The sequence below is a fragment of the Clostridium minihomine genome, from assembly GCF_900240385.1.
Lineage (GTDB): Bacteria > Bacillota > Clostridia > Oscillospirales > Acutalibacteraceae > Faecalispora > Faecalispora minihomine.
Genome location: NZ_OEQH01000001.1, coordinates 172525 through 195446, shown reverse-complemented (window position 1 = coordinate 195446; position 22922 = coordinate 172525). Strand labels below are relative to the sequence as shown.

The window sequence follows — 22922 nt, the reverse complement described above, 5'->3', positions numbered from 1 at the left end:
GTCTCTTAGAAAATTTGAAATTTAGACATCTCTTGATGAAGCACCTCTGCCTGAGCGGAAAGCTCTTCACTGGAAGCAGAGCTTTCTTCTGAAGTGGCGGCGTTGGTCTGAACCACAGCCGAAATCTGAGAAAGTCCCTGAGAAACCTGATCAATCGCAGCGGTTTGTTCTTGGGATGCCGTTTCAATATGTTGAGTGATTTCTCCGATTTTACTGGCCGTTTCAAAAATATCACTGAGAATTTGAGCTGTTTCTTCGGTAATGCGTGTTCCATCCTGAACCATGTTGGATGACCTTTGAATCAGCTGCTCCGCTTCCTTCGCCGCTTTTGCAGATTTGGCTGCCAGTTCTCTCACTTCTTCGGCTACCACAGAAAAGCCTTTTCCCGCAGTTCCTGCCCGTGCCGCCTCAATTGCCGCGTTCAGGGCAAGAATATTGGTCTGGAAGGCGATATCCTCAATCACTTTTGTAATATTGCTGATTTGAGTGGAAGCAGAATCAATTTCGCTCATAGAGCCTTCTAAATTTTTCATATAAGAATTGCCCACTTGAAATTTCTGGTTTGCTTCTTCCACCAGTCGAGCTGTCAGCTGAACATTTTTCAGGTTTTCTTCCGCCTGCTCTGAAATTTTCGTCACCGAAGCAGAAAGCTCTTCAATCGAGGCTGCCTGTTCCGTGGCTCCGGCTGCCAGCGCCTGAGAAGCATCCGACACCTGAGAGGCCCCTGCATTGACCTGATTTGCCGCCAAATCTATTTTGTGCAGCGTATGGTTCATCGAATTCGATATATTTTGCAGCGCAGCCTGAATCGGGGCAAAATCCCCCACATACTCGTTTTCGATAGAAATCCTCATATCCCCGTCTGCCATTTTAGACATCAGGCAAGAGATTTCTTGAATATAAGTCCGCAATGTCAGCGCTGTTTTGTGGAATACATCCCCCAAATATCCCAATTCATTTTTCGAGTTGATATGAAAATCCAAACTGAGGTTGCCCTGCTCCATATTCTCTGCCGCTTCAATCACTGTTTCAATGGGGCGCAGCGCTTTTTTTAGAGTCCATGAAATTCCAATCCCCAAACCGATGATTCCCAAAACTCCCAAACCGATCAAAAGCACCAAAATCCAATGTGCTTCTTGCAAAGCCTCTGATTTCGTTACCACAAAAGCACTGGACAGCGGCGTAGTGATTCCCGAAATTTGAACCGGGGTATGTACGATATAAGAGTCCTCTCCAAATACAGTGTCTGTGCTTTCCCAAAACTTTTGCTCGCCGGATTTGGCCGCAGAAAGAATTTGATCGCGCAGCGGGGTGTCTTTGCCGCCTTCTCCAAATTTGGTTCCCATCAAAGACTTCTCTTTGGAATGGGCTAGAAAAACCCCTTCGTTAGACAAAAGGTAACAATAAGCGCTGCTGTTGCCCCCCATGTCATATGCCAGATTGTTAATGGTATCCACCATAATGTCACAATTGGACACCCCCAGAAATTGGCCGGATTCGGTAAACATGGGTGTACTGATAGTAACCAGCCATACCAGCTCACCGTTTGTCAGCTGATAAGAGTACGGCTCTGTGATATGGGTGTGTTCGCTGTTCCTAGCCGGCGCATAGTAATCACTTTCGCTATAGGTGTCGTAATCATTGAAAACATCCAAACTGATGTCAGACTGACTCCGATAAAAATAATAAGAAATCCCGTTGGGGGTATCCGCCGCCAACGTGTTAGGCTCCCATGCCGTGTAAACAGAGAAAATTCGATTATCGGCCAAAACACTCCGCATCATGTTTTCCAGCAAACGCTTTCTTTCCTGTTCTGAAATATCTGCGCTGTGCAACTGGGTGAGAGTGTCGGCCAGGGCATCGGCCCGTGTCTTCATTGTCTCAAAATAATCTGCCGACAGATCGGCGCCGTTCTTTGCCAAAGAAGTGATTTCTGTTTTGATACTGCGCTCAACCATTGCAGTCATCTTGACACTGAGTGCCAAAATCATCGCAAAGATCACCACTATGGTCATAACAAGTAGCTGTAATGGAATTGAAAAAGTCATTCGCCTTGTTAATGGCACCGATTTTAGATACGATGCATCCGCCTCAGATCCACCTTTTTTTCTTTTGAACATTCTTTCAGCTCCTTTATCATAATACCCTTCCAACCATAAAAACAAATCCCTTCTAATAATGATTTCGTTAGAAAATGTCAAAAATTTACTTATAAATCAAATATATTTTATTTATTTTATGAAAATTTCAGTTCTCTCTATAAAACAAGCTTTTTTCTTCTGTTTTTCATTCTTTTTAAAAGAAAAAACGCAATCGATTCCGATTGCGTTTTTGTGTTCTTAAATTTTATTGTATTTTAAACGCTCAATATCTTTCCTTTTTTAAAACTCAATTAGTCTTCCTGATCCTGATTGATCCACAAGTTGGCCAGATGTACCGCTCCCCGGAATCCCACAAAGGGCGGATCATAAGGATGCAGCCTCCATTTGGTATCAGGATTTGAAATTTGAAGCTCCATGGGGTGCCCTCCCCACTCCAAAGCCTCTCCGCTTGCCATCAAGAAACCTTTGCGGTGCTTTTTGACGACCTTGCTCCACTGTTCTTCTGTATAATAGGGAATCTCATCACTGCCCATTTGCGGGCTGTCACACCAACAGCTTCCCTGAGAAAAGTGCATCTCGTTGCAGCCATAGGCCAAAATTCCTTTCACCACATCTGCATGGCCGCCTAGGGATAAAACCGCTTCGTCCGGGTGCGAGTGCACCATATGACGAAAATGGGGCAAAGCCGGCTCTAACTGTGCGGCGGCAATATTCTGCTCGTGCTGCAAAAAGGTTTCCTTCACCGGCAAGCCCATGATTTCGGCAATTTGCCGAATCCAGTCAATGGTGCCCTTTATTCCATAGGGACAGCCCAACAGATAGGGGGTTCCAAATCGTTTTTTCAGATGACGGGCGGCCGACTCCCCTTCCCTGCGAAGAACCAGATTCACATGCGCCGCACCTAGCTTTTGCAAATCACTCACTGATGTGTCCGAAGTCATAACACACAGGGGTTCGATTCCCAATGCGCCTTTTACCACCCGCACAATTTCTTCCGCATCGGCCTGAAAGCGGAACAAATCGGCACAGGAACCGATCAGATTAAAGGTTGGAGCAGGCGTTGCAGCAACCTGTTCGGGAAGGGTTTTGGCCAAAAGCAGAAGCGCTTCTTGTATTCCCCGGTGCTGCAAGATATCAAACCCGCCAAAACCAAAAGGAATCAGCCGAATTTCAGGGAACTGCGGCTGAAGTTCTTCACACAAAGCAGTAAGATCCGTCCCAATCATCTCTGGAACCGCTGACGGCAGCAAAAAGATGACCTTAGGGGTTTCTTGCTGCACCACATGACGAATGGTATCGTTTAACCGCTCGGTTCGGCCAAGAGAAATATCCGTTTCGTCAATGTGAGTGGAATAAAGACGGCAGGCCCCATTCACCCCGGTGCGCTTTAAAGTAACCCCGCTGTAAAACATATGCCCCATACACCCGAATTCCACCACCGCCGCTTCCCGTATGGTAGACAGCGTCCAAAGCGTTCCCATCCGGCCGGATGGGGTTGGTTTAAACCGATATAAGCCCATCTTTATTGTCCTCCTTCCCGAATCGTTTCAGCCACAGTCAGAATTCTTTGCAGGATTCCGGCCGTGCGGCCATAACCGGTCTGCCCATAAAAATCAAACATTTCTGACACACAGGGAATCGGACTCTCTTTTCCCGGAAGATACCCCAGACAAAAATCTGCCCCCATGTCCTTTAAAATTCGAACTTCGTCCTCTAAATTTACCATACGGCAAACAAACGGATCGTATCCCAAGCTGTTCAGCTTTTTTACATGCTCGCCGTCCTGCGGATAAAATTCCTCCAGATGCAGCAACAACGGTTCCATTCCCAAGTGGGAAAGATATACCGATAAGGGCAAAGGCAAATCCACCCGGCAGGATATCAAATATCGAAGACCCGCCAGCTTTGTTTTGGCCTGTTGCTCCAAATCCAACACCATTTTTCGTTCTTCCTCAAATATACCCGAAAAATTCAAGCCGAAATGTTCCCCCACGCTGTGATATGCTTGTTGGATCTCCTCCACGGAATAGCGGGTATGCAGCGAAACAGCGGGAATTCCGAATTCCCGCTCCATTCGCGCAGCCAGCGGCTGCGCATAGGGCGATACTACAAGATTCAAAGCAGCATCCGGTGCGTTTTGAATCTCCGCCAGAGAAGCGCCCGGGGCCAAATACCGCAGAGCAATTCCCTTTTGTTCCAGAGCGGGCAGCAGTGACGGCGCCGGAATGTGCTCCTCTTCCGGTGCGCGGCCCAACACATTCACCTGCTTTGCATCCGTTTGTCTTTCTTCCATTAATGCACCCAAAGCCTCCATGGTTTTCCAAGAGCCGGGGGGATAGCTGATATTTTTAAACTGCCCCAGCATCACATAAGTCACCCGAGCGCGAAGCTGCGGCTGTATTTCATGAAGCAGCCCTTCCATATCCTCGCCGATTAGCTCTGGCACACAGGTCAAAATCAGCAAAATGGCCTTTGCCCCCGCCTGATCCATTTGTTTTAAGGCATCTATCAGCCCTTTGCGGCAGCCGAACACCACTTCTTGAGAATCCAGCACGTAAAGCCAATGCAGTTCGCCCCGGCGGCCTTCCGGGTGGGGACTGAACAGCCGGGAATGAATGGTGCATTCCGGAGTTCCCACCAACAAAGAGGACAGGCCCTCAATGTCCCCCGAAATCACGGAAGCAATGCGCATCGGACAGTGATTTCCTGGAGAAACCGCCGAAGTCAGAAAGCGAATTCTGCTGTTGGATTTCACCTTGGAAAGCCGTTTTAAATGTTCCAGTTCTTTCAATTCGTTTCTCCTCCCTCCAGCAGCAATTGGGCCAGTGCCCGATAGTGGGCGGCCATATCGGAATCCGGAAAAGCCTCCACTACCGTTTTTCCCTGGGCTTCTGCCTGCTGCACCAAAGGATGGCGGGGAATCCGGTAAAGAACGGGAACCCCCATTTCCTGCGATGCTTTCTCTACCAATTCCTCTTCACCGCTGATGTTTTTTGCATTCAGAATCAGCCCCCGAAGGGAGGCATATCCCCGCTTTCCAAAGCTTTTCACTGCACTGGAAATGTTCGAGGCCGCATACAAAGACATCATCTCACCAGAAGTAACAATGCAAACCTCATCGGCATAGCCGCCCCGGATAGGCATGGCAAATCCGCCGCAGACCACGTCACCCAAAACATCGTACAGCACCACGTCAGGACAGTACACTTCGTAAGCCTCTAATTCCTCTAACTTTTCAAAGGCGGTAATAATTCCGCGGCCGGCACAGCCAACCCCCGGAACCGGACCGCCGGATTCCACACACAATACGCCCGAACTGCTTTTCACCACTAAATCCTCTAATTCTGCATCGCCTTTTTCCCGCAGCGTATCCAACACTGTGGGGATATTTTTTCCTCCGGTCAGATTTCGGCTGGAATCCGCTTTGGGGTCACATCCAATTTGAAGCACCGTCAGCCCCATGGCTGCCATAGCCGCCGCCATATTCGAAACTGTGGTGGACTTTCCGATTCCGCCCTTGCCATAGATCGCAATTTTCTTCATATTTGATTTCCTCCGCTTTGCTTCCTTCTGTTTCTTTTTATCCCTGTTAAACCATTGCATTTTCACCTTCTGCTCTGGCCAACAGATAAAAAAAGCCGGGTACAGCCTGCGTCTGTACCCGGAGCTGTTTTTCTTACTGCCCTTCCAATACCTGAACTAATTTTTCTGCCATCAGCCGTGTGGCCAGCGGGCCGAAGGTATTGAGAGAATCATCAAAATAGGAAACCCGGCCGTTTTTCACCGCATCCAGAGACTGCCAGACAGTGGATGCCTCTTGGGTTTTTACAAAGGCCTGAGAGGTTTCTATATAATCCTGAAAAATAATAATATCCGGGTTCATTTTGGCCACAGCTTCCAAAGACATTGACTCAAACTGCTCCGGATATCCTTCCGGCTGGGTAATTCCAAAGATATCGTAATGCTCTTTGGTGGCTCTTGAAACAAACGTCTTATCCTGCGAACGGAAAATAGCCACCGTTTGATTTGTCTGCTTGCTCAGCTTCTCTTTGGCCTGAGCCAGCACCTGCTCTGTTTGCCGAATGACTTCTTCGGCCCGTTGTTCCTTGCCCACAACCTCGGCGCAGGCTCTGGTCTGTTCCTGCCACGAAGCACTGAAATCCATCAGCACCACCGGCGCGATTTGCTGCAGCTGGGCATAAATTTTATCCAAACCGTTGTGTCCTTTAAATGTCACAATCACATCCGGATTGGATTCCAAAATCGCTTCTAAATTCAAATCCCGCGCACTGCCCAAATCAATCATTTGTGCAGTTCCCACATACGGTTTCATGGTTTCCCACGCTTCCATGGCCTTCATGGCGTTTCCGGTGGATGAACCGGTAGAAGCAACCGGGGGCGTATCCAGCGCAAAGAAATATTCCAAATAAGTTGAATGTAAAATCGCAATTCGTTCCGGCTTTTCATTTAAAACAACTTCGTTTCCTGCCGCATCGGTAATGGTTCTGGGCCATTGAGATACTGCGCTTTCACCGGGCTGCGGCGCGCTCTCTTGGCTGCTGGAATTTGCCGTTGAGGCACAGCCGGCCAACATCCCCGTCAAAAGGGCCGCAGAAAGCAATAGCCCTATTAATCGTTTCATATCAGGTTCCTCCTACCAGGTTTTGTTTGCTATGGCTAACTTATCATTGCCAGTATATCAAATCTTCCTGCCGATGGGAATGGAAGATTCCTGAACATCTCATGGATTATTCCTGAATGTTTCGCGCCACTGACTGGGGGAAACCCCAAAATGCTTTTTAAAAATGCGGCTAAAATAGAACGCATCCGCATATCCCACGCTTTTTGCCACCTGACTAACCGGAACAACACCGGTAACCAGTAGCTCTTTGGCCCGGTTCAAACGATAGGCCATCAGGTATTCCCCGGGGCCCATACCGGCCAGCTTTTGAAACACATAAAACAGCCGATTTTCGTTGACTCCGTTCTGTTCCGCCAGCCCTTTCACAGAAAGTGAGTCCATATAATGCTCCTGAATGTAAGACGCAGCCTGTTCAAATAAGGTATGAGTGCCGTCGTTGGCCCGGTTGCGTGTGTTGACAAAAACCTCTTCCAGCACACAGCGGAACAAGGCTTCTGTTTGAAACACCGGCAGTACTCCCGGCTGGTTTGATGCCTTCCACAGCCGGCACAAAAGACCTTCCATGCGAGGGCTGTATCCCATATCAAGTTCAAAATGGGTATCGGTCAGACAAATGCCCTTTGGTTCCGGAGCGCTGATTTCGTACAGCACAGAAATATATTCCCACCGGGCATTCCCCACCACGCGCTTGCCCAAACTCATATTTGCACCGCCGTGAATCACTTTGCCCACCTGTGCCAAATAAGGGGTTCCGTCAAATGAAAACTGCGCTTGTCCACTCATCGGAAAAATAAACCCGGGGTACGGCGCCGAATTTTGCATCCCAACAGCACCAGGTTCAATTTTATATTGATAAACTCCCTTTACTCGAAAGGAAAGATTTGAGAAATGCTCCACCAGATGATTGAGTTTCAAAACCAAAGGATCCCCTTTCTTTTTCCTGAATCTGTTTTCATTTAGCCCTTCTCTTCCCCTGCATAAAAGCATCTGTTCCTCTAAAAGTTAGAGCCTTCTAACTGAAAATTATATCGAAAGCAAAAAAGAATTGCAACTGGAAATCGGCGGCACAGCCCTTGCTGATACCGCCGATTGCAATATTATTTTCAAAATTTGTCTTAACAGATTATTCCTCTTTAGAATTTTCTTCACCGGTATCCGCTGATGGAAATACCTGAGTCATTGGCTGGTTGGGCTCCTCTGCCGCAGCACCCGTTTCTTGTGCCGCTGCTTGTGCACCGGCGGCTTCTTCGTCCAAAGTCTGAAGCATTTTATCCATACGGCCAAAGCGGCGGAACATAACGCTGTGGAACACCACCACGATAATCCAGCCAATTCCTGTTGCATAAGCCACAGCATCCATTCCCAACTGCGAAACCAGCAGGTACGATAAAATCACACGAACCGAAACATGAATCGTCGTGCCGATAAACGGAATATCCACGCGTCCGCTGCCGCGAAAATACCCCACAAAAGCACTACCCGTATAACTTAAAAAGTAACAGAAACACAGAATCTGAAGATATGAAGTTCCATAAGCAATGGTCTGAGCATTGTCAGAGGATACAAAAAAGTGCATCAGGGGTTCCGCCAAGAAAAACAGGCAAACAGAAAGAACAGCAACCACCAAAAGCATAATGCGCAAACCGGTCAAAAAACCTTCTCTTGCCCGTTGCTTTTTGCCCGCACCTGTATTCTGCGCCACAAAAACCGAGATAGATTCCGCACCGCTGTCGCCAACGGCCAGCACAATCCCCTCTACCCGGGTGGTGGCGGTATAGGCAGAAATCGCCGCCAAACCCATGGTATTTACCGCGCCCTGAACCAAAAGCTTGCCGATGTATAGGCTGGACTGGTGCATAGCGGAAACCAAAGAAAATTTAGAAATCCGGCCGATGAGAGCACCGTCATAGTGCATGTCTTCCCGGTGCACCCGCAAAAACGGCAGAGATCTCATAATATAAATAAAACACAACACTGCCGATAAAATTTGCGCCAGCACCGCAGAAAGAGCAGCGCCCCGCACCCCAAGCCCCATTTTTGCCACAAACAATACCGCCAGAACCAAACTGATTGCAATAGAAATAACCAAAAACAGCAAAGCGCTTTTGGTGTTGCCGATGGCACGCAAAACAGCAGCAAAAAAATTATAAAGAAAACAGGCTAAAAGCCCAAGAAAAATCGTATTTAAGTACTCCACCGCCAGATAAGAAACATTCTCGGGTGTTTGAATCAGCCGCAAAAGAAAGGGCGTGCCAAGCAGGCCCAACACACTGATCAGAATGGTAAACGAAGCTCCAAATACCAGTGACAGAAAAATTGCCTGACGCAAAGCGGGAAAATCCCTTTTCCCGTATAAAGATGCCATCACCACAGCAATTCCGGTGCAGCAGCCCCCTAAAACAAAAATAAATAAATTCATGACCGTGCCTGCAATGCCAACCGCAGCAAAAGCAGTTTCGCCCAAATAGCGCTCCACAATCACAGCAGAAATAAGGTTATAAAATTGTTGTAAAATATTACCGACCAAAAGAGGCAATGCCAACCGAATCAAATGCGGCCGAATCTTTCCTTCGGACAGGTGAACAGGTGAAGCCATACAAATCCCCCCCAAAAAACTGATAACTCTATTATATCGAAAATGAAACCATTGAATAATGCATATTTTAAGCTTATAATATAACATAACATTTATATTATAGAGGTTTTTCATGACGCATTTGGAAATCAAGGCTTTTTTGAACATTATTCAATACGGAAGTATTACAAAAGCAGCAGAAAAGCTTTACATCAGCCAACCCGCTTTGAGCCGAAGAATACAGACGTTAGAATCCGAATTGGGGTATCGGCTGATTCTGCGGCAAAAAGGGGTGCGCTCTGTGGAGCTAACGGATGCCGGGCGTGCTTTTATCCCCATTGCAGAACGGTGGCGAACCCTTTGGCAGGAATCGCAAAAAATTCGCCATTTGGATCGAAACTCCATTTTAAACGTGGCTTCTGTAGACAGCGTCAGCACTTATATTTTGCCCCCGGTTTTTCATCTCTTTTTGCAGTCTGCACCCAAAACGAACCTGACGATTCGGACACTTCATTCCTTTGACGCTTATCCTTCTGTTGAAAATGGATCGACTGATATCGCCTTTATTTCTGACGATCGGTACTATAAAAATGTAGAAACCATCCCCGCTTTTCGCGAAACCATGTATTTTGTTTGTGCCAGAGAATCCGACTATCCGCCTCAGGTGCATCCTTCTGCCTTGGATGCCAAAAAACAAATAAAACTGCCATGGAACCCGGAATACAATCAATGGCATGAATACTGGTTTGGTTCCACAACCCATCCTTTGGTGTTTCTGGACAAGATGTCCCTGATGGAACAATTTATCTGCCTGAAAGACAGCTGGGCTATTTTGCCTGCCTCTATTGCCAACCAACTGGAGCGTAAAATCGGAATTCAAGTACATGAAATGCAGGATGGCCCGTCTGATCGAATTACCTATTACCTTTTGGGAGCCGACCGCAAACCGGAACCCACAAACCGCCTGCTCCATTTTTTAAAAGAACATCTGGAAAAAATCGAGGGAATTTCATCCCTTTTAGTGCTCAACGAAGGATCCTGACCTGTAAAACATGAGAAGAACAAAGAAAAGACATCAAACCGGAGAATCGCACCGCAAAGGGTACGGTTCTTCCGGTTTGATGTCTTGTGCTAAGCTGTAAAAAAGGAATAACTTATAAGCAGATAAAAAGTTTAAAAACACTGCAGCCCTTTTCTAACGGCCGCTGGTTCTTGCTTGCTTAATCAGAATCCGTTGCCTGTTCCAGACTTCTTGTTACCACAAAATTCGCGTCTAGCCCTAAAATATTAGCTACTACAATGTCCCCTACATGAACCGGAGCCTGCAATGTCACGCTATCCAGCAGCTTCATCGCCGCAAAAATATCCTCTTTCGGAATATCCCGGTCAGTTTTTACCGGAACACGGGGAATGGAAGCCCCTTCAATCCGAACAGTGGAAGTAATTGTACGAGTCGGATGCAAAAGCTCCTTTTTGCCATAAATCGCGCCCCGTGGGCAGGCATTCCCGGTTACCGTGTAACCATTTTTCTCATCAACATGTAAATGACACCCTTTCGGACATACAATACAAATCAGTTCGGTCATTTTTTACGCCTCCTTCCCGATTGAAACAGTAATTACGCCATCCCGCACCTTTTCCAGCAACTTGGCGGGCAAAACGATTTTTTCCATTTCTCCGGGGGCCATGTGCTCTCTGGGGTACAGGGCAATTCGTTCGTCGCCGCTGGTTACCTGAATTTGCACCTTGTGGAAAATCTGATTCACGCGGAAAAAGACCTCTGCCGATTTTTCCACACCTTGGGGGCGTATTTTTTGCGGAACTGTATATCCAACTCCAAACCCGTTTTTCAGTTCGATGATGCTATCCTGAGAAGGACTTCCGCTCTGGCTGCACAGCGCGGCGGCCTTGCCGGCTCGTTCGCTTTCTGCGGAAACAAAATCTACCAGGTCATGCACATGGGCCACATTTCCACAGGCAAATACACCGGGAAGACTGGTTTCCATGTTTTCATACACCACCGGCCCGCTGGTGCGGGGATCTATTTGCATTCCTGCCTGGCGAGACAACTCATTTTCAGGAATCAAGCCTACCGACAGCAAAACGGTATCGCAGTCTAATACCTGCTCAGTTCCGGGAATGGGCATGCGCTTTTCGTCCACCTTTTGCACCACCACCTGCTCGACCCGCTTATCCCCGCGAATATCGGTAATTGTGTGGGACAAATGCAGCGGAATTCCATAGTCGTTCAGGCACTGCACAATGTTTCGGTTCAGTCCGCCGGAATAAGGCATCACTTCATAAACGCCCAGAACCTTGGCACCTTCCAGCGTCAAACGCCGGGCCATAATCAGGCCGATGTCGCCGGAACCCAAAATTACCACGCGGCTGCCCACACGAACCCCTTCCAGATTCATATAAAGCTGTGCGGCGCCTGCTGTGAACACACCGGCAGGGCGGCTTCCCGGAATACCAATGGCGCCCCGGGTGCGTTCCCGGCAGCCCATAGCCAAAACGACAGATTTCGCTTTTAGCTGCAAATAACCCAGCTTGGGATTAATCGCATAAATCGTCCTTTCAGCATCCATTTCCAACACCATCGTGCCGGTCAGTACATCTATGTCGCTGGCTTTCAGTTCATCAATAAACCGTTCGGCATATTCCGGCCCGGTCAGCTCCTGTTTAAAATGATGCAGGCCAAACCCATTGTGGATACACTGATTTAAAATTCCGCCCAGATCTGCCTGACGTTCGAGCAACAAAACGTCCTGCGCACCGTTTTTTCTTGCGGAAAGAGCAGCCGCAAGCCCGGCGGGGCCTCCTCCAACCACAATCACGTCATATTGCTGTTTCATGATTCGCCTGCCTCCTTATGCTCTTTGGTTCGGCCAAGAATAATCTTCATACCGGCCCGATCCAGCGGCACCTGTTCTTTGGGAATCCCCAGCTCACGGGCGATAATCGTCTGCACCCGCGGGCCGCAGAAACCGCCCTGACAGCGCCCCATGCCCGGTGTACATCTGCGTTTGATACCGTCTACTGAACGGGGCGCCAGGGAGCGGTGAAGTGCGTCCACAATTTCGCCTTCTGTTACCGTTTCACACCGGCAGACAATGGTTCCATACAAGGGATTCTGGCGGATGGCCTCTCCTCTGCCCTTGGCGTCGAGATACTTAAACCGCAAAACCTTTCTCTGGCCTGTAAACTTGGGGTTTTCCCCCAGAGCAAGGCCGGCCGACTCCAGCATCCGCACCACGTCCCGGGCGATGGCCGGGGCAGATGACAAGCCCGGAGATTTAATACCCGCAATATGGAAAAATCCATCACAGCTTTCGGAGGGTCCTACAATAAAATCATCCTTGGTAGCAACCGCGCGAATACCCGCAAAATTACGGATGGAATCTCGGAAATTAATAGAAGGCACGCTCTTGAGCGCTGCTTCCCTTACCTTTTGCAGTCCCTCAGCCGTGGTGGTAACGTCATCCGCCTGGGTATCCTCAGCATTGGGGCCCACAATCAGGTTTCCATGTACGGTAGGAGAAACCAATACGCCTTTGCCCACTTTCGTCGGACATTGGAAAATCACATGCTGCACCAATTTGCCTTGGGTGGTATCCAGCAAAAAGTATTCTCCCCGGTTAGGCACAATACGGAAGCTGTGATCGCCTACCATTTCGGCAATCCGATCTGAATGTGTTCCGGCAGCGTTTACCACAAATCTGGCTTTCACCTGCCCCTGAGAGGTTTCAATTGTGAAGCCCTCAGCTGTTTTTTTGATTCCTTTTACCTCGGTGTCCAGCATTACCTTGGCGCCGCCATCCACCGCGGCTTCTGCTTGGGCGCTGGCCAGTTCCCAAGGGTTCACCACAGCCGCACTGGGGGCATACAGGGCAAACAGGGCCTCATCTGCCAGGGACGGCTCCATTTGATGCAGCTCCTCTTTTTCCACAATGCGCAAACCGGGAACTCCGTTCTCGATGCCCCGCTGGTATAACTTTTCCACCATCGCTCGATCTTCCGGTGAAAAACCCAACACAAAGGAACCGATTTTTTTATAGAGGATGTCCAAATCATGACACAACTGCTCTATGATCCGGTTTCCCTCCACATTGTAGCGGGCCATTGCGGTGCCAGGTTCGGGATCATACCCGGCGTGGACAATGGCGCTGTTTGCCTTGGTGGTGGCAACCCCCACGTCATTTTCCTTTTCCAGCAAAACCGCGTTTACCCGGTAGCGGCTCAGTTCATACAACAGGGAGCAGCCGCACACCCCACCGCCGATAATTGCCACATCAAACATGTGTAGACCTCCTAATGAATCGATATGAGTGAAAAAAGCCAAGCAAAGAAGACTCATACTCCCCATGGGTCTTCTTTTGCCTAGCTCTTCTCTCTCTACATGGCAAGTTCAGTTTATGTTATTGTCAAGTCAAAATCAAACCTTAAAAGATAGCTGCCGCCAAGAAAGCACCCAAAAGACCGCCGCAGATAGGTCCGAATACCGGAATCCAGGAATAAGACCAGTCGGAATCTCTTTTGCCCTTAATCGGCAGAACTGCGTGAGCAATACGGGGGCTCAGGTCACGGGCCGGGTTCATCGAATATCCGGTGGTGCCGCCAAGGCTGGCGCCGCAGGCGAAGATGATAGCACCTACGCCAAAGGTTCCAAGTGCCGCTGCATCACCAACAGCAGTGTTCGCAATGCCCAGAATACCAAACACCAGTACAAAAGTGGCAATCACTTCACCGATAAAGTTGGTTCCGTAGCTGCGAATGGCAGGGCCGGTGCAAAATACACCAAGCTTAACATCGGGGCTTTCGGTATCGTCGAAATGATCTTTATACATGATATACACTAAAATAGCGCCTACAAATCCACCCAGCATTTCTGCAAGGATGTAACCGGGCACCAAAGCCCATTCCAAACGGCCGATAGCAGCAAGGCCAAGAACCAAAGCAGGGTTAAACATCGCGCCGCTGGCGGTAAAGATCAGTGCTGGAATCAAAACAGCGCAGGCCCATCCTAAGGTAATGACAACCCACCCGGAACCTTGGCCTTTTGTTTTGTTCAGAATTACGTTGGCTACCACTGCATCACCCAGCAGGACAAGAAGGGCTGTTCCTAGAAATTCATACAGGTAGTTTTGCACAAAAATTCCTCCTCAGCAGTTTGTTAACGGGATTATTTAGCCCAACCAAAAGAACGTTTTACGGCTTCTTTCCAACCTGTCAGCAGTTCTTGGCGTGTGCTATCTTGCATCCCGGGCTTAAAGTTTCTATCCAACTCCACATTCTGGCGAATATCCTCTTTGTCTTTGTAATATCCAACCGCAAGACCTGCCAGATATACGGCGCCCAGCGCGGTGCTTTCAATAATCTTGGGCCGCAGAACATCAATTCCCAAAATATCAGACTGGAACTGCATCAAGAAGTTATTGGCCGAAGCGCCGCCGTCAACGTGCAGCTCTTTCAGCACTACCCCTGCGTCTGCTTCCATGGCCTTCATAACGTCATAGCTCTGATAAGCAAGGCTTTCTACTGTAGCACGAACAAAATGCTCTTTTTCCACACCGCGGGTCAAGCCCACGATAATGCCGCGTGCATACTGATCCCAATAAGGGGCGCCCAAGCCCACAAAGGCGGGAACAACATAAACACCTGCACTGTCTTTTACCTTTTTGGAATATGTTTCGGTAAAGGCCGCATTGTCGATCATGCGCAGTCCGTCACGCAGCCACTGAATCGCCGCACCGGCCACAAACACGCTGCCTTCCAGAGCATATTCCACTTTGCCGTCCAGACCCCAGGCAATGGTAGTCAAAAGGCCGTTTTTAGAGGCAACTGCTTTTTCACCTGTGTTCATCAAAATAAAGCAGCCTGTGCCATAAGTATTCTTTACCAAACCTTCTTCAAAGCAGCACTGGCCGAACAAAGCTGCCTGCTGGTCACCTGCGATACCGGCGATGGGCACTTCTCCGCCCAGATATTCTGCATCGGTATTGCCGTACACATAACTGGAGGGTTTTACTTCCGGCAGCATCGATTTTGGAATGTTCAGTTCTTTCAGGAGCTCGTCATCCCATTCCAGGGTATGTATATTGTACATCATGGTACGAGAAGCATTGGTGTAGTCAGTCACGTGGCATTTGCCCTTGGTGAGCTTCCAGATCAGCCAGCAGTCCACGGTGCCAAACAGCAGATCGCCCTTTTCCGCTTTTTCTCTGGCGCCTTCTACGTTTTCCAGAATCCAGCGTACTTTGGTGCCGGAGAAATACGCGTCTACAAGCAGACCAGTTTTCTCTCTGACTACTTTGTCAAAACCTTTTGCCTTGAGTTCGTCACAATATTCAGCAGTACGACGGCACTGCCATACAATGGCGTTGTAAACCGGCTTTCCGGTGTGGCGATCCCACACAATGGTGGTTTCACGCTGGTTGGTAATACCGATTGCCGCAATATCAGAGGTATCAATGCCGCCCCTTGCTTTCGCTTCGGTCAGCACCGCCAACTGGCTGGACCAAATCTCCATAGGGTCATGCTCCACCCAGCCTGGCTGCGGGAAAATCTGTGTAAATTCCATCTGTGCCGAATTGATGATGTTTCCCTGCTTATCAAAAATGATACTGCGAGAACTGGTAGTGCCTTGATCCAACGCTATTAAATACTTACCCATTTTACCCATTGTGAACTCCTCCTTAAATTTATTTCAGCCACTGAAATATTTTACTTTTCATAACGAGCTGCCCAAGCCGGCGCTTTGGGAGAAGGTTTGCCCTCCATGACATCATAATAATAACTGCTGGTCATGGTTTTTCCGGGAGAAAGGGTTCTTGTGGACAGTACATTTGCAAAATAGACTGTGGAAGCACCGCAATCTGTCTGTCCGGTTACTTGACATTCCAACAGGGCCACGCAGTTCTGCACCACAGTGGGGAACCCGTTGTATTCTTTTGTTTCTACCTTAGACAATTTGTCGACGTCACGACCGCTGGAAAAACCGAAGCGCTGCAAGAACTCCATATCGGCTGTTTCTCCTACTACGGAAATATTAAACTTCCCTGCTGCAGCAATCTGATCATGAGTCAGGTTTTCTTTGCCTACGCAAACACAAAGCATCAGTGGTTCACTGGAAACCTGCATCACAAGGTTAGCAAGCAGTGCATTGCCGCCCCCTTTGCCGTCGGGCGCCCCGACCAAATAGACACCGTATCCAAGCTTGGAAAGACCCTCGTAATTCATACTTCTACCTCCTGTTTTATTTTTTAGAATTTTTTGCACTTTGTATGCAAAAGCAAACAAACCAGTTTTTATTAGAAAAAAGAGCAACAAAACACAGGGGGTTTTGGCCCCTGATTTTTGCTGCTCTCATCTCTCGCAATTTTAAATTCTATTGTCAGTGTGTTCGCCGAGGAGTGATTCTGCCTTTCCCTGATTCTTCTGCGGGCCAAATTGCCCGGAATTAAGTGGTTTTAAGCCACCTTACATGTTCCAAATTTTCTTACAGCTGGTAGAAACTGCCATGGCCCCCATGGCCAAACTGTCTACAGCATTTTTCTTGCTGCGAATCAGTCCGCCCGCAATAACGGGCATTTTAGCTGACTGACTGATTTGAGAAATAATTTCCGGCAAAATTCCGGGCAGTATTTCAATTGCATCCACATCGCTGGATTTGATGGTTTTATAAGCATTTTCAAAGGATTTGGAATCCAGAACAAAAAAGCGCTGAATGACAAACATTCCCTGTTCTTTGGCGTGCCGGGCCACAGTGGCCTTTGTTGTGATAATCCCGTCAGGGGAAAAATTGTTTTTGATAAACTGAATCCCGCTTCGGTCATTGGCCACGCCTTCCAGCAAGTCAATATGAATATAGAGTTTCTTCCCTTTTTCATGTACTTTATCTATCAAATCGTGCAGCTCACAGATGCTGCCGGATAACAGAAATATCACCTCACACGGAGATTCTATCGCCTCGTCCAAATCCGAAGACTCAAAAACCGCTGCAATCACAGGACTGCGTTCCAATGTTTCGGTAAACTCATGATTCATCTTTGTACCCCACATTTTCTTTTCTAAAATACTCCTGCTGTCTAATTATATGCAGGAATGAAGCAAAACTGAATAAAAAAACGCACAAAAAGCAGCCAGGCTGCTCTCTGCACGTCACAATTCTCAAGGCAGATGTTTGTAACCTATTTACATATACTTTTTATTTTTTTAGTATTATATTCCATTTTTAATCAAAGTTCAATTTGCAAAATAGACAAAATACACATAGCTCATCTAGTAGTGTTGCTGGGTCTTGCCGAAAAAACAGGCATTTGCTGAATTGTTAAAATAATAACACTAATTGTTGCATCCAAAATTTCAAAATAAAAGTGAGTTTTGGAACCGATTGTACCATAAAAAACGAAAAAAAGAAATAAAAATGACCAGTTGATTCCTCAAATTCCAGAAAGTACCACCCGAGATGCAGCCTTCCCCTTTTATGGTGAAGCCCGTATTTCCATTTGTTTTTAAGAAGGCCTGCAAGTCCCAATTGCAAAAAAACAAATCCCGTTTGACATTTGTTTTTTGTCTTTTTCCCGTATCCCGTATAATGAGCGAAACAAACTTACACACTAATATTATGATAAAGGAGGGAGCAAACATGATTAAAATAGCCATTATTATCGGAAGCACCCGCCCAGGACGTGTTGGGCCATCTGTCGCACAGTGGGTATATGAAATTGCAAAACAGCGCAGCGACGCTTCTTTTGAGATTGTAGACATTGCTGATTTTGATTTGCCGCTGTTGGACGAGCCGGTATCCGCCGCATACCATCAGTATTCCAAACCCCACACCCAAAAGTGGGCAAGCAAGATAGACGGATTCGATGGTTTTGTTTTTGTCACGCCGGAGTACAACCATTCCACCTCTGGTGCACTCAAAAATGCACTGGATTATATTTACGCGGAATGGAACAATAAAGCTGCCGGTTTTGTCAGCTACGGCTCTTTAAGCGGCGCAAGGGCAGTGGAACAATTACGCCCCATCATGGCAGAACTGCAAATTGCCGATGTGCGTGCACAGGTAGCCTTCTCTCTGTTTACAGATTTTGAAAATTTCAGTGTATTTAACCCCGATCCCCGGCATGCAGACGAGGTAAATGCGATGCTCAGCCAGCTGATTGCTTGGGCCGGAGCACTCAAACCTCTCAGAGAAAAGAAATAAAACAAATTCTTTTTCTCACACGGGCATATTGGATTTGACCAAGCCGGGGAAGCCGGTGATAGCCGACAAGAGATCCCGAAAGTAATTTTTTTAAATTTAAAAAATGCGCCGGATTGGGCAGAAACCCAATTCAGGCGCATTTTCGTTTTTTCCTTCTCTTTTCCGGCAAAGAGAGGCAAGCCCGGAACATTTATTTCAGCCTTCCCCAAATTCTTGTCATGATTTTTCCCGTTTCTTTTCCATCATCGACAGCATCGGCACTTTTTCTGCCAAAAACCCTTGTCTTTTTAACATCAGATCCGGATTGTTTAAAATTATTTCAAATACTATAAATAACCAGCACATAATTTTTTATTAAACTTTTTAATATACAGAGAGAAATGGAGGTTGTTTCGCCCACAGCCCCCTAGCCTACATATCCAACCGGGCATAACAAAACCGAACCAGATACATATCGCATAAAATCTAATATTGATTTGCTTGAGTCAGTCAAAACAAACAGCTGCTGCGAATCCATCCGTTTTAAAAAACGGCCATTTGGGGCTTTTTTCAATCTCTGTTACCGCCAGATGACGGTGTCACCGCTCCAGTTGACATCGCTCAAAAATAATCCAATAAAAAACAACGAGTACTGTGGATCCTGTCCGTCCGGGGGATCCCCGTGCTCGTTGTTTTTTATCTTTTAATATGAGAATGGCCGCACCAAGAAAAAATCCCTCAACCACAGAAACTGCTGGAAACCGTGGCTAAGGGATGGAGGGGAATATGATAAAAAAGTCGCAGGTTCAAAAGAAAGCTCTGCACTTTCTTAACCAAAAACTACTGGTGCGAATGCATTTTGCTTAGGTTAGTCCCTGAGAAAAGGAACTATTCCCCATCCGCTTTTTTAAAGGCACGAATTGTCGCCTTTAGCTCTTCGGGCTTATCGTAAAGCTTTAATACGGTGCTGCCCACAAAGGCACCGTCACCACCGGACTGCTTCACCATTTTAAAGTCTTCCGGGGTAGATACACCCACACCGCAATAAATCTCACGATCAATTCCGATGCTTCTCAAATGCTGGATGCAATCAGCCAGCGTGGGGAATTTCGGGTTGATTTTTTCCGGCTCTGCCTTGGCCTGCATATAGACAAACCCATTGGAATCCTGAGCCGAAGCAATTTCTTCGGGATGCATGGGGAACTGGACATAGCAAGAAACGCGAAGTCCCCGCTCAATCAGCTGGTTTTTAATAGTATCATCACAAAGTCCCACAAAAATCAGGTCTTTTAATTCGTTGTTCACGCAGAAATCTGCGAATTTTTCCACGCCGATTTCTTTCACGGTATTTTCATAGCTGAGAACAATCATATGAACGCCGGGATTTTCCGCTTTGATTCGCAGAATATTTTCCATATAGCGGTCATAGTCGTCACAAGCCTGAAGCGCAGAAGCCATGCGGCCTGAAATATACTCGCTTTCCAAATAAGGGTTGCGGGAAGGCAGATCGATCTCAATAATATCGCAGCCGCCTTCGGCGTACATTCCGGCGATTTTCGCGCTTTCTTCTAATGTGGGGTATCCGTTTGACAGATAGCAAATCAGTTTCATAAGCCTCATCCTTTATCCTTGATAGATCGTCCGGAACAGCTGGGCAAAGCCGGCCACATCCGGAATAATCGGGTTTGTTTTGGTGCATCCGTCCGCCAAAGCCATTTCTGCCATACCGTCAATGACGGCTTCATAAGCAGCCTTGTCGGGAACAAGCGACTGAATAGAGGTGGGAATGTCCATTTTAGCATTCAGGTTTCTAACCGCTGCTGCAAAATCGGTTTCCCCAACCGAAGCTGCCAGTTCGTCATAACGTTTTTTCGCTGCGGGATCGGCGCTGTTATACTCAATGATATAAGGCAGAATCACCGCATTGAGTAAACCATGGGCCAGACCAAAATAGCTGCCCAAAGTATGAGCCATGGAATGGACAATGCCCAAAGAAACATTGGTAAAGGCCAAACCTGCCACCATAGAAGCATTCAGCATTTTTTCACGATAATCCAGATTTGCGCCTTCCTCATAGGCTTTGGGCAGATACTGGAATACATCCTTTACCGCCTGAGCGGCAAGAGTATCGCTGACATAATTGGCCCGGCGCGAAAGATAAGCTTCTGCCGCATGAGTCAAAGCGTCCATGCCGGTTTCGGCCGTAATTTTCTTGGGCATAGAAGCAGTCACTTCGGGATCGCAGATGGCGATATCCGGCATCATTTCCATGTTGCCAAGGCCGTGCTTTATTTTCTTGTCGTCCGTAATCACAATGCTGCGGCTGACTTCACTGGCAGTGCCGCTGGTGGAGGGGATGCACACCATTTTCGCTTTGTTCCGCAATGTGGGGAACGAGTTGGGCGGCATAATATCTGCCAGCTCTTTCAGTTCCGGGTGCTCATAATAAATCCACATGCCTTTGGCCGCGTCCATGGCGGAACCGCCGCCCAAAGCGACAATTAAATCCGGCTGATAGGCCAGCATCGCCTTGGCGCCTTTCATCACAGTTGCAAAACTGGGATCGGGCTCAACGCCTTCGAACACCTCAGATTCGATTCCGCCTTCTTTTAAATAGGCCTGCACTTTATCCAGAATCCCGTTTCGTTTCAGAGAACCGCCGGATATCACGATCATGGCCCGGGTGCCTTTTAAGGCTTTCACATGCTCAAGGCAGCCTTGCCCAAATAACAGCTCGCTGCCCGCCAGCTTCATTGGTCTCATAATAGCCATCGCATTTCATCCTTTCTTTTTGCCCACTGCCAAATGGTTCCCGCTTCCGTGGGCCGGAAGCGAACCCTTTTATTTTTTAACGAAGCGCGTCGGTCAGTTCCTTTGTCAGTTCAAAAGAGACAGGATTCGTAATCACGCCGCCCTCTTTCAGGGCACTGCCGATAATTGCGCCGTCGGCTATCTGCATCTGTTCTTTTACATTTCCCTTATTTACGCCGCTGCCGGCCAAAACAGGAATATTGACCACCTTTTTTACCCGCCGAATCATTTCAATGGGGGTTTCCTGCCCAATGCGGGAACCGGTGACAATCAAAGCGTCAGCACCACTGTCTCTGGCATCCCGAGCCGAATCCTCCAAGCTAACACCGGAGAGAACCATGGTAGTGTGCTTCACCTGAATATCCGCCAGAATTTGAATGTGCTCGGCTCCCAGCAGTTTGCGGTAACGCATCGCTTCGGCAGCGCAGGGCTCAATAATGCCGCAGCCACCATAATGGACGGTATCCACAAACACAGGAATCCGGACAAAATCTCCGCCGATGGCCTGAGCAATGGAAATAGCAGATTTAAAGTCGCTCATTGCCGCATCAATGCCAATCGGGAGCGCTACACTTTGCCGCACCGCCATGCTGACAGCCGCCAGCGCCGTGCTCTGAGCCGTTTCCAACTCCACATAGAAGGGATCGTCCCCCATATTCTCTACAATAATCGCATCAACGCCGGCTTTTTCCAAAGTGACGGCATCCTGTACCGCTTGTTTCACAATTTTGTCCATATCGCCGCCGTAACGAGCGGTTCCCGGCAAAGGCAGGCAATGTACCATTCCCAGAATCAGTCCGCGTTCTTTTGCGCTAAAATCCAGTTTGCTCATGTGTTTTTACGCTCCTTCCTGATTTTCCTGATGCAGTTTATACAGGCCTTCCAGCACCACCCGGCAGAGCAAATCCTCTGCGTCGGTGCGCTCTTGGCCCCGCAGCTCGTCCTTTAAATTTTCTAAAACAGTGACCAGTGTCACCACACAGGCCCGAATCCCCATCAGCGAGGCGAGTGTTAAAATACAGCTGCTTTCCATATCAATTCCCGCAATCCCCAGCTTTTTCAGCCGGGCATAGGTGTCGGGAATCGGAACACCGCGTTCTTTTGAAAGACGCGACTCTTTCATCTGGGAATAAAAACCATCCATGGTGCAGTTAATTCCGTTGTGGTATCCCACGCCATGCTCTGCCACGGTCTGATTCATGCAGTTGATTAGGCCAATGTCCGCCACAGCGGGGTAGCTGTCGGGTACATAGGTTTTGCTGGTTCCTTCTTCCCGCATTGCAGCGCTGGGGATGATAAACTGCCCCAAAAGCTCATCTTTCAGTGACATAACGGTGCCCATGCGAACCGCCACCTTCATGCCGCAGGCATACATTTCTTCCACGGCAATGGCTGCGGAGGGCGCACCGATTCCCGTGGATGTCACGGTGATCTTCATTCCCTTGTACTCACCGGTATAGGTGTTGAACTCCCGGGAAAAAGCCACATGTTGTGCGTTGTCTAAATATTTGGCCAGCACCTCAACCCGCCAGGGATCCCCGGAAAAAATGACGTAAGGCGCAATGCTTTCGTCCGCTTTCAAATACAGTGTTTTCATGGGAA

20 protein-coding genes are annotated in these 22922 nt (G+C 48.0%); 2 read left to right on the top strand and 18 right to left on the bottom strand.

Going from position 1 to position 22922, the window contains the following annotated elements:
- Nucleotides 1–5: 5 nt before the first annotated feature.
- From C1A02_RS00900 to C1A02_RS00870, 7 genes are all read right to left on the bottom strand, one after another.
- Complete coding sequence (locus C1A02_RS00900) at nt 6–2120, bottom strand: methyl-accepting chemotaxis protein (protein WP_101696329.1); 2115 nt, start codon at nt 2118–2120, stop codon at nt 6–8.
- A gap of 272 nt (nt 2121–2392) precedes the next feature.
- Nucleotides 2393–3622: a nitrogenase component 1 gene (locus C1A02_RS00895; RefSeq protein ID WP_101696328.1), complete on the bottom strand. Its 1230-nt coding sequence runs from the start codon at nt 3620–3622 to the stop codon at nt 2393–2395.
- Nucleotides 3623–3624: 2 nt separating this feature from the next.
- Nucleotides 3625–4893, bottom strand: a complete 1269-nt coding sequence (locus C1A02_RS00890; protein WP_101696327.1) for a nitrogenase component 1 — start codon at nt 4891–4893, stop codon at nt 3625–3627.
- Nucleotides 4890–5645, bottom strand: a complete 756-nt coding sequence (locus C1A02_RS00885; protein ID WP_101696326.1) for a nucleotide-binding protein — start codon at nt 5643–5645, stop codon at nt 4890–4892. Before C1A02_RS00885 ends, C1A02_RS00890 begins: the two co-directional genes overlap by 4 nt.
- A 133-nt stretch (nt 5646–5778) precedes the next feature.
- Nucleotides 5779–6744: an iron-siderophore ABC transporter substrate-binding protein gene (locus tag C1A02_RS00880; protein ID WP_101696325.1), complete on the bottom strand. Its 966-nt coding sequence runs from the start codon at nt 6742–6744 to the stop codon at nt 5779–5781.
- Between the two features lie 99 nt (nt 6745–6843).
- Complete coding sequence (locus tag C1A02_RS00875; RefSeq protein WP_243577870.1) at nt 6844–7665, bottom strand: helix-turn-helix domain-containing protein; 822 nt, start codon at nt 7663–7665, stop codon at nt 6844–6846.
- Between the two features lie 202 nt (nt 7666–7867).
- Nucleotides 7868–9340 (bottom strand): MATE family efflux transporter, encoded by a 1473-nt coding sequence (locus tag C1A02_RS00870; protein WP_101696323.1) that lies wholly within the window; start codon nt 9338–9340, stop codon nt 7868–7870.
- Between the two features lie 112 nt (nt 9341–9452).
- Between C1A02_RS00870 and C1A02_RS00865 the strand changes: the two genes are divergently transcribed.
- Nucleotides 9453–10361, top strand: a complete 909-nt coding sequence (locus C1A02_RS00865; RefSeq protein ID WP_101696322.1) for a LysR family transcriptional regulator — start codon at nt 9453–9455, stop codon at nt 10359–10361.
- Nucleotides 10362–10539: 178 nt separating this feature from the next.
- Here the strand turns inward: C1A02_RS00865 and C1A02_RS00860 are convergent, their stop codons facing one another.
- From C1A02_RS00860 to C1A02_RS00830, 7 genes are all read right to left on the bottom strand, one after another.
- On the bottom strand, nt 10540–10905 hold the full coding sequence (locus C1A02_RS00860) for a DUF1667 domain-containing protein (RefSeq protein WP_101696321.1): 366 nt from the start codon (nt 10903–10905) through the stop codon (nt 10540–10542).
- A gap of 3 nt (nt 10906–10908) precedes the next feature.
- Nucleotides 10909–12174, bottom strand: coding sequence for an NAD(P)/FAD-dependent oxidoreductase (locus C1A02_RS00855; RefSeq protein ID WP_101696320.1), 1266 nt, complete (start codon nt 12172–12174; stop codon nt 10909–10911).
- Nucleotides 12171–13619 carry an NAD(P)/FAD-dependent oxidoreductase gene (locus tag C1A02_RS00850; RefSeq protein WP_101696319.1) on the bottom strand — a complete coding sequence of 483 codons (1449 nt, stop codon included), beginning with the start codon at nt 13617–13619 and terminating at the stop codon, nt 12171–12173. Before C1A02_RS00850 ends, C1A02_RS00855 begins: the two co-directional genes overlap by 4 nt.
- A 142-nt stretch (nt 13620–13761) precedes the next feature.
- A complete protein-coding gene (locus tag C1A02_RS00845) occupies nt 13762–14469 on the bottom strand; it encodes an MIP/aquaporin family protein (protein ID WP_101696318.1) in 708 nt (235 codons plus the stop codon).
- A 32-nt stretch (nt 14470–14501) separates the two neighbouring features.
- A complete protein-coding gene (gene glpK / locus C1A02_RS00840) occupies nt 14502–15992 on the bottom strand; it encodes a glycerol kinase GlpK (protein WP_101696857.1) in 1491 nt (496 codons plus the stop codon).
- 50 nt (nt 15993–16042) lie between these two features.
- Nucleotides 16043–16558: a flavin reductase family protein gene (locus C1A02_RS00835; RefSeq protein WP_101696317.1), complete on the bottom strand. Its 516-nt coding sequence runs from the start codon at nt 16556–16558 to the stop codon at nt 16043–16045.
- A 240-nt stretch (nt 16559–16798) separates the two neighbouring features.
- Entirely contained in the window at nt 16799–17365 is a 567-nt protein-coding gene (locus C1A02_RS00830; protein WP_101696316.1) for a glycerol-3-phosphate responsive antiterminator, read from the bottom strand.
- Between the two features lie 601 nt (nt 17366–17966).
- Here C1A02_RS00830 and C1A02_RS00820 point away from each other — a divergent pair.
- On the top strand, nt 17967–18530 hold the full coding sequence (locus C1A02_RS00820; protein ID WP_101696314.1) for an NADPH-dependent FMN reductase: 564 nt from the start codon (nt 17967–17969) through the stop codon (nt 18528–18530).
- A gap of 867 nt (nt 18531–19397) precedes the next feature.
- Here C1A02_RS00820 and C1A02_RS00810 read toward each other — a convergent pair.
- The 4 genes from C1A02_RS00810 to C1A02_RS00795 form a co-directional block, all read right to left on the bottom strand.
- Complete coding sequence (locus tag C1A02_RS00810; RefSeq protein WP_101696312.1) at nt 19398–20120, bottom strand: tryptophan synthase subunit alpha; 723 nt, start codon at nt 20118–20120, stop codon at nt 19398–19400.
- Nucleotides 20121–20132: 12 nt separating this feature from the next.
- Nucleotides 20133–21275: an iron-containing alcohol dehydrogenase gene (locus C1A02_RS00805; RefSeq protein ID WP_101696856.1), complete on the bottom strand. Its 1143-nt coding sequence runs from the start codon at nt 21273–21275 to the stop codon at nt 20133–20135.
- An 82-nt stretch (nt 21276–21357) separates the two neighbouring features.
- Nucleotides 21358–22152: a BtpA/SgcQ family protein gene (locus C1A02_RS00800; RefSeq protein WP_101696311.1), complete on the bottom strand. Its 795-nt coding sequence runs from the start codon at nt 22150–22152 to the stop codon at nt 21358–21360.
- Between the two features lie 6 nt (nt 22153–22158).
- Nucleotides 22159–22917, bottom strand: coding sequence for a nucleoside phosphorylase (locus C1A02_RS00795; protein ID WP_101696310.1), 759 nt, complete (start codon nt 22915–22917; stop codon nt 22159–22161).
- Nucleotides 22918–22922 lie beyond the last annotated feature (5 nt).

Coding starts and splice junctions, on each gene's coding strand:
- C1A02_RS00900 (WP_101696329.1), bottom strand. CDS start 2,120: ATGTTCAAAAGAAAAAAAGGTGGATCTGAGGCGGATGCATCGTATCTA.
- C1A02_RS00895 (WP_101696328.1), bottom strand. CDS start 3,622: ATGGGCTTATATCGGTTTAAACCAACCCCATCCGGCCGGATGGGAACG.
- C1A02_RS00885 (WP_101696326.1), bottom strand. CDS start 5,645: ATGAAGAAAATTGCGATCTATGGCAAGGGCGGAATCGGAAAGTCCACC.
- C1A02_RS00880 (WP_101696325.1), bottom strand. CDS start 6,744: ATGAAACGATTAATAGGGCTATTGCTTTCTGCGGCCCTTTTGACGGGG.
- C1A02_RS00870 (WP_101696323.1), bottom strand. CDS start 9,340: ATGGCTTCACCTGTTCACCTGTCCGAAGGAAAGATTCGGCCGCATTTG.
- C1A02_RS00865 (WP_101696322.1), top strand. CDS start 9,453: ATGACGCATTTGGAAATCAAGGCTTTTTTGAACATTATTCAATACGGA.
- C1A02_RS00860 (WP_101696321.1), bottom strand. CDS start 10,905: ATGACCGAACTGATTTGTATTGTATGTCCGAAAGGGTGTCATTTACAT.
- C1A02_RS00855 (WP_101696320.1), bottom strand. CDS start 12,174: ATGAAACAGCAATATGACGTGATTGTGGTTGGAGGAGGCCCCGCCGGG.
- C1A02_RS00850 (WP_101696319.1), bottom strand. CDS start 13,619: ATGTTTGATGTGGCAATTATCGGCGGTGGGGTGTGCGGCTGCTCCCTG.
- glpK (WP_101696857.1), bottom strand. CDS start 15,992: ATGGGTAAGTATTTAATAGCGTTGGATCAAGGCACTACCAGTTCTCGC.
- C1A02_RS00835 (WP_101696317.1), bottom strand. CDS start 16,558: ATGAATTACGAGGGTCTTTCCAAGCTTGGATACGGTGTCTATTTGGTC.
- C1A02_RS00830 (WP_101696316.1), bottom strand. CDS start 17,365: ATGAATCATGAGTTTACCGAAACATTGGAACGCAGTCCTGTGATTGCA.
- C1A02_RS00820 (WP_101696314.1), top strand. CDS start 17,967: ATGATTAAAATAGCCATTATTATCGGAAGCACCCGCCCAGGACGTGTT.
- C1A02_RS00810 (WP_101696312.1), bottom strand. CDS start 20,120: ATGAAACTGATTTGCTATCTGTCAAACGGATACCCCACATTAGAAGAA.
- C1A02_RS00800 (WP_101696311.1), bottom strand. CDS start 22,152: ATGAGCAAACTGGATTTTAGCGCAAAAGAACGCGGACTGATTCTGGGA.
- C1A02_RS00795 (WP_101696310.1), bottom strand. CDS start 22,917: ATGAAAACACTGTATTTGAAAGCGGACGAAAGCATTGCGCCTTACGTC.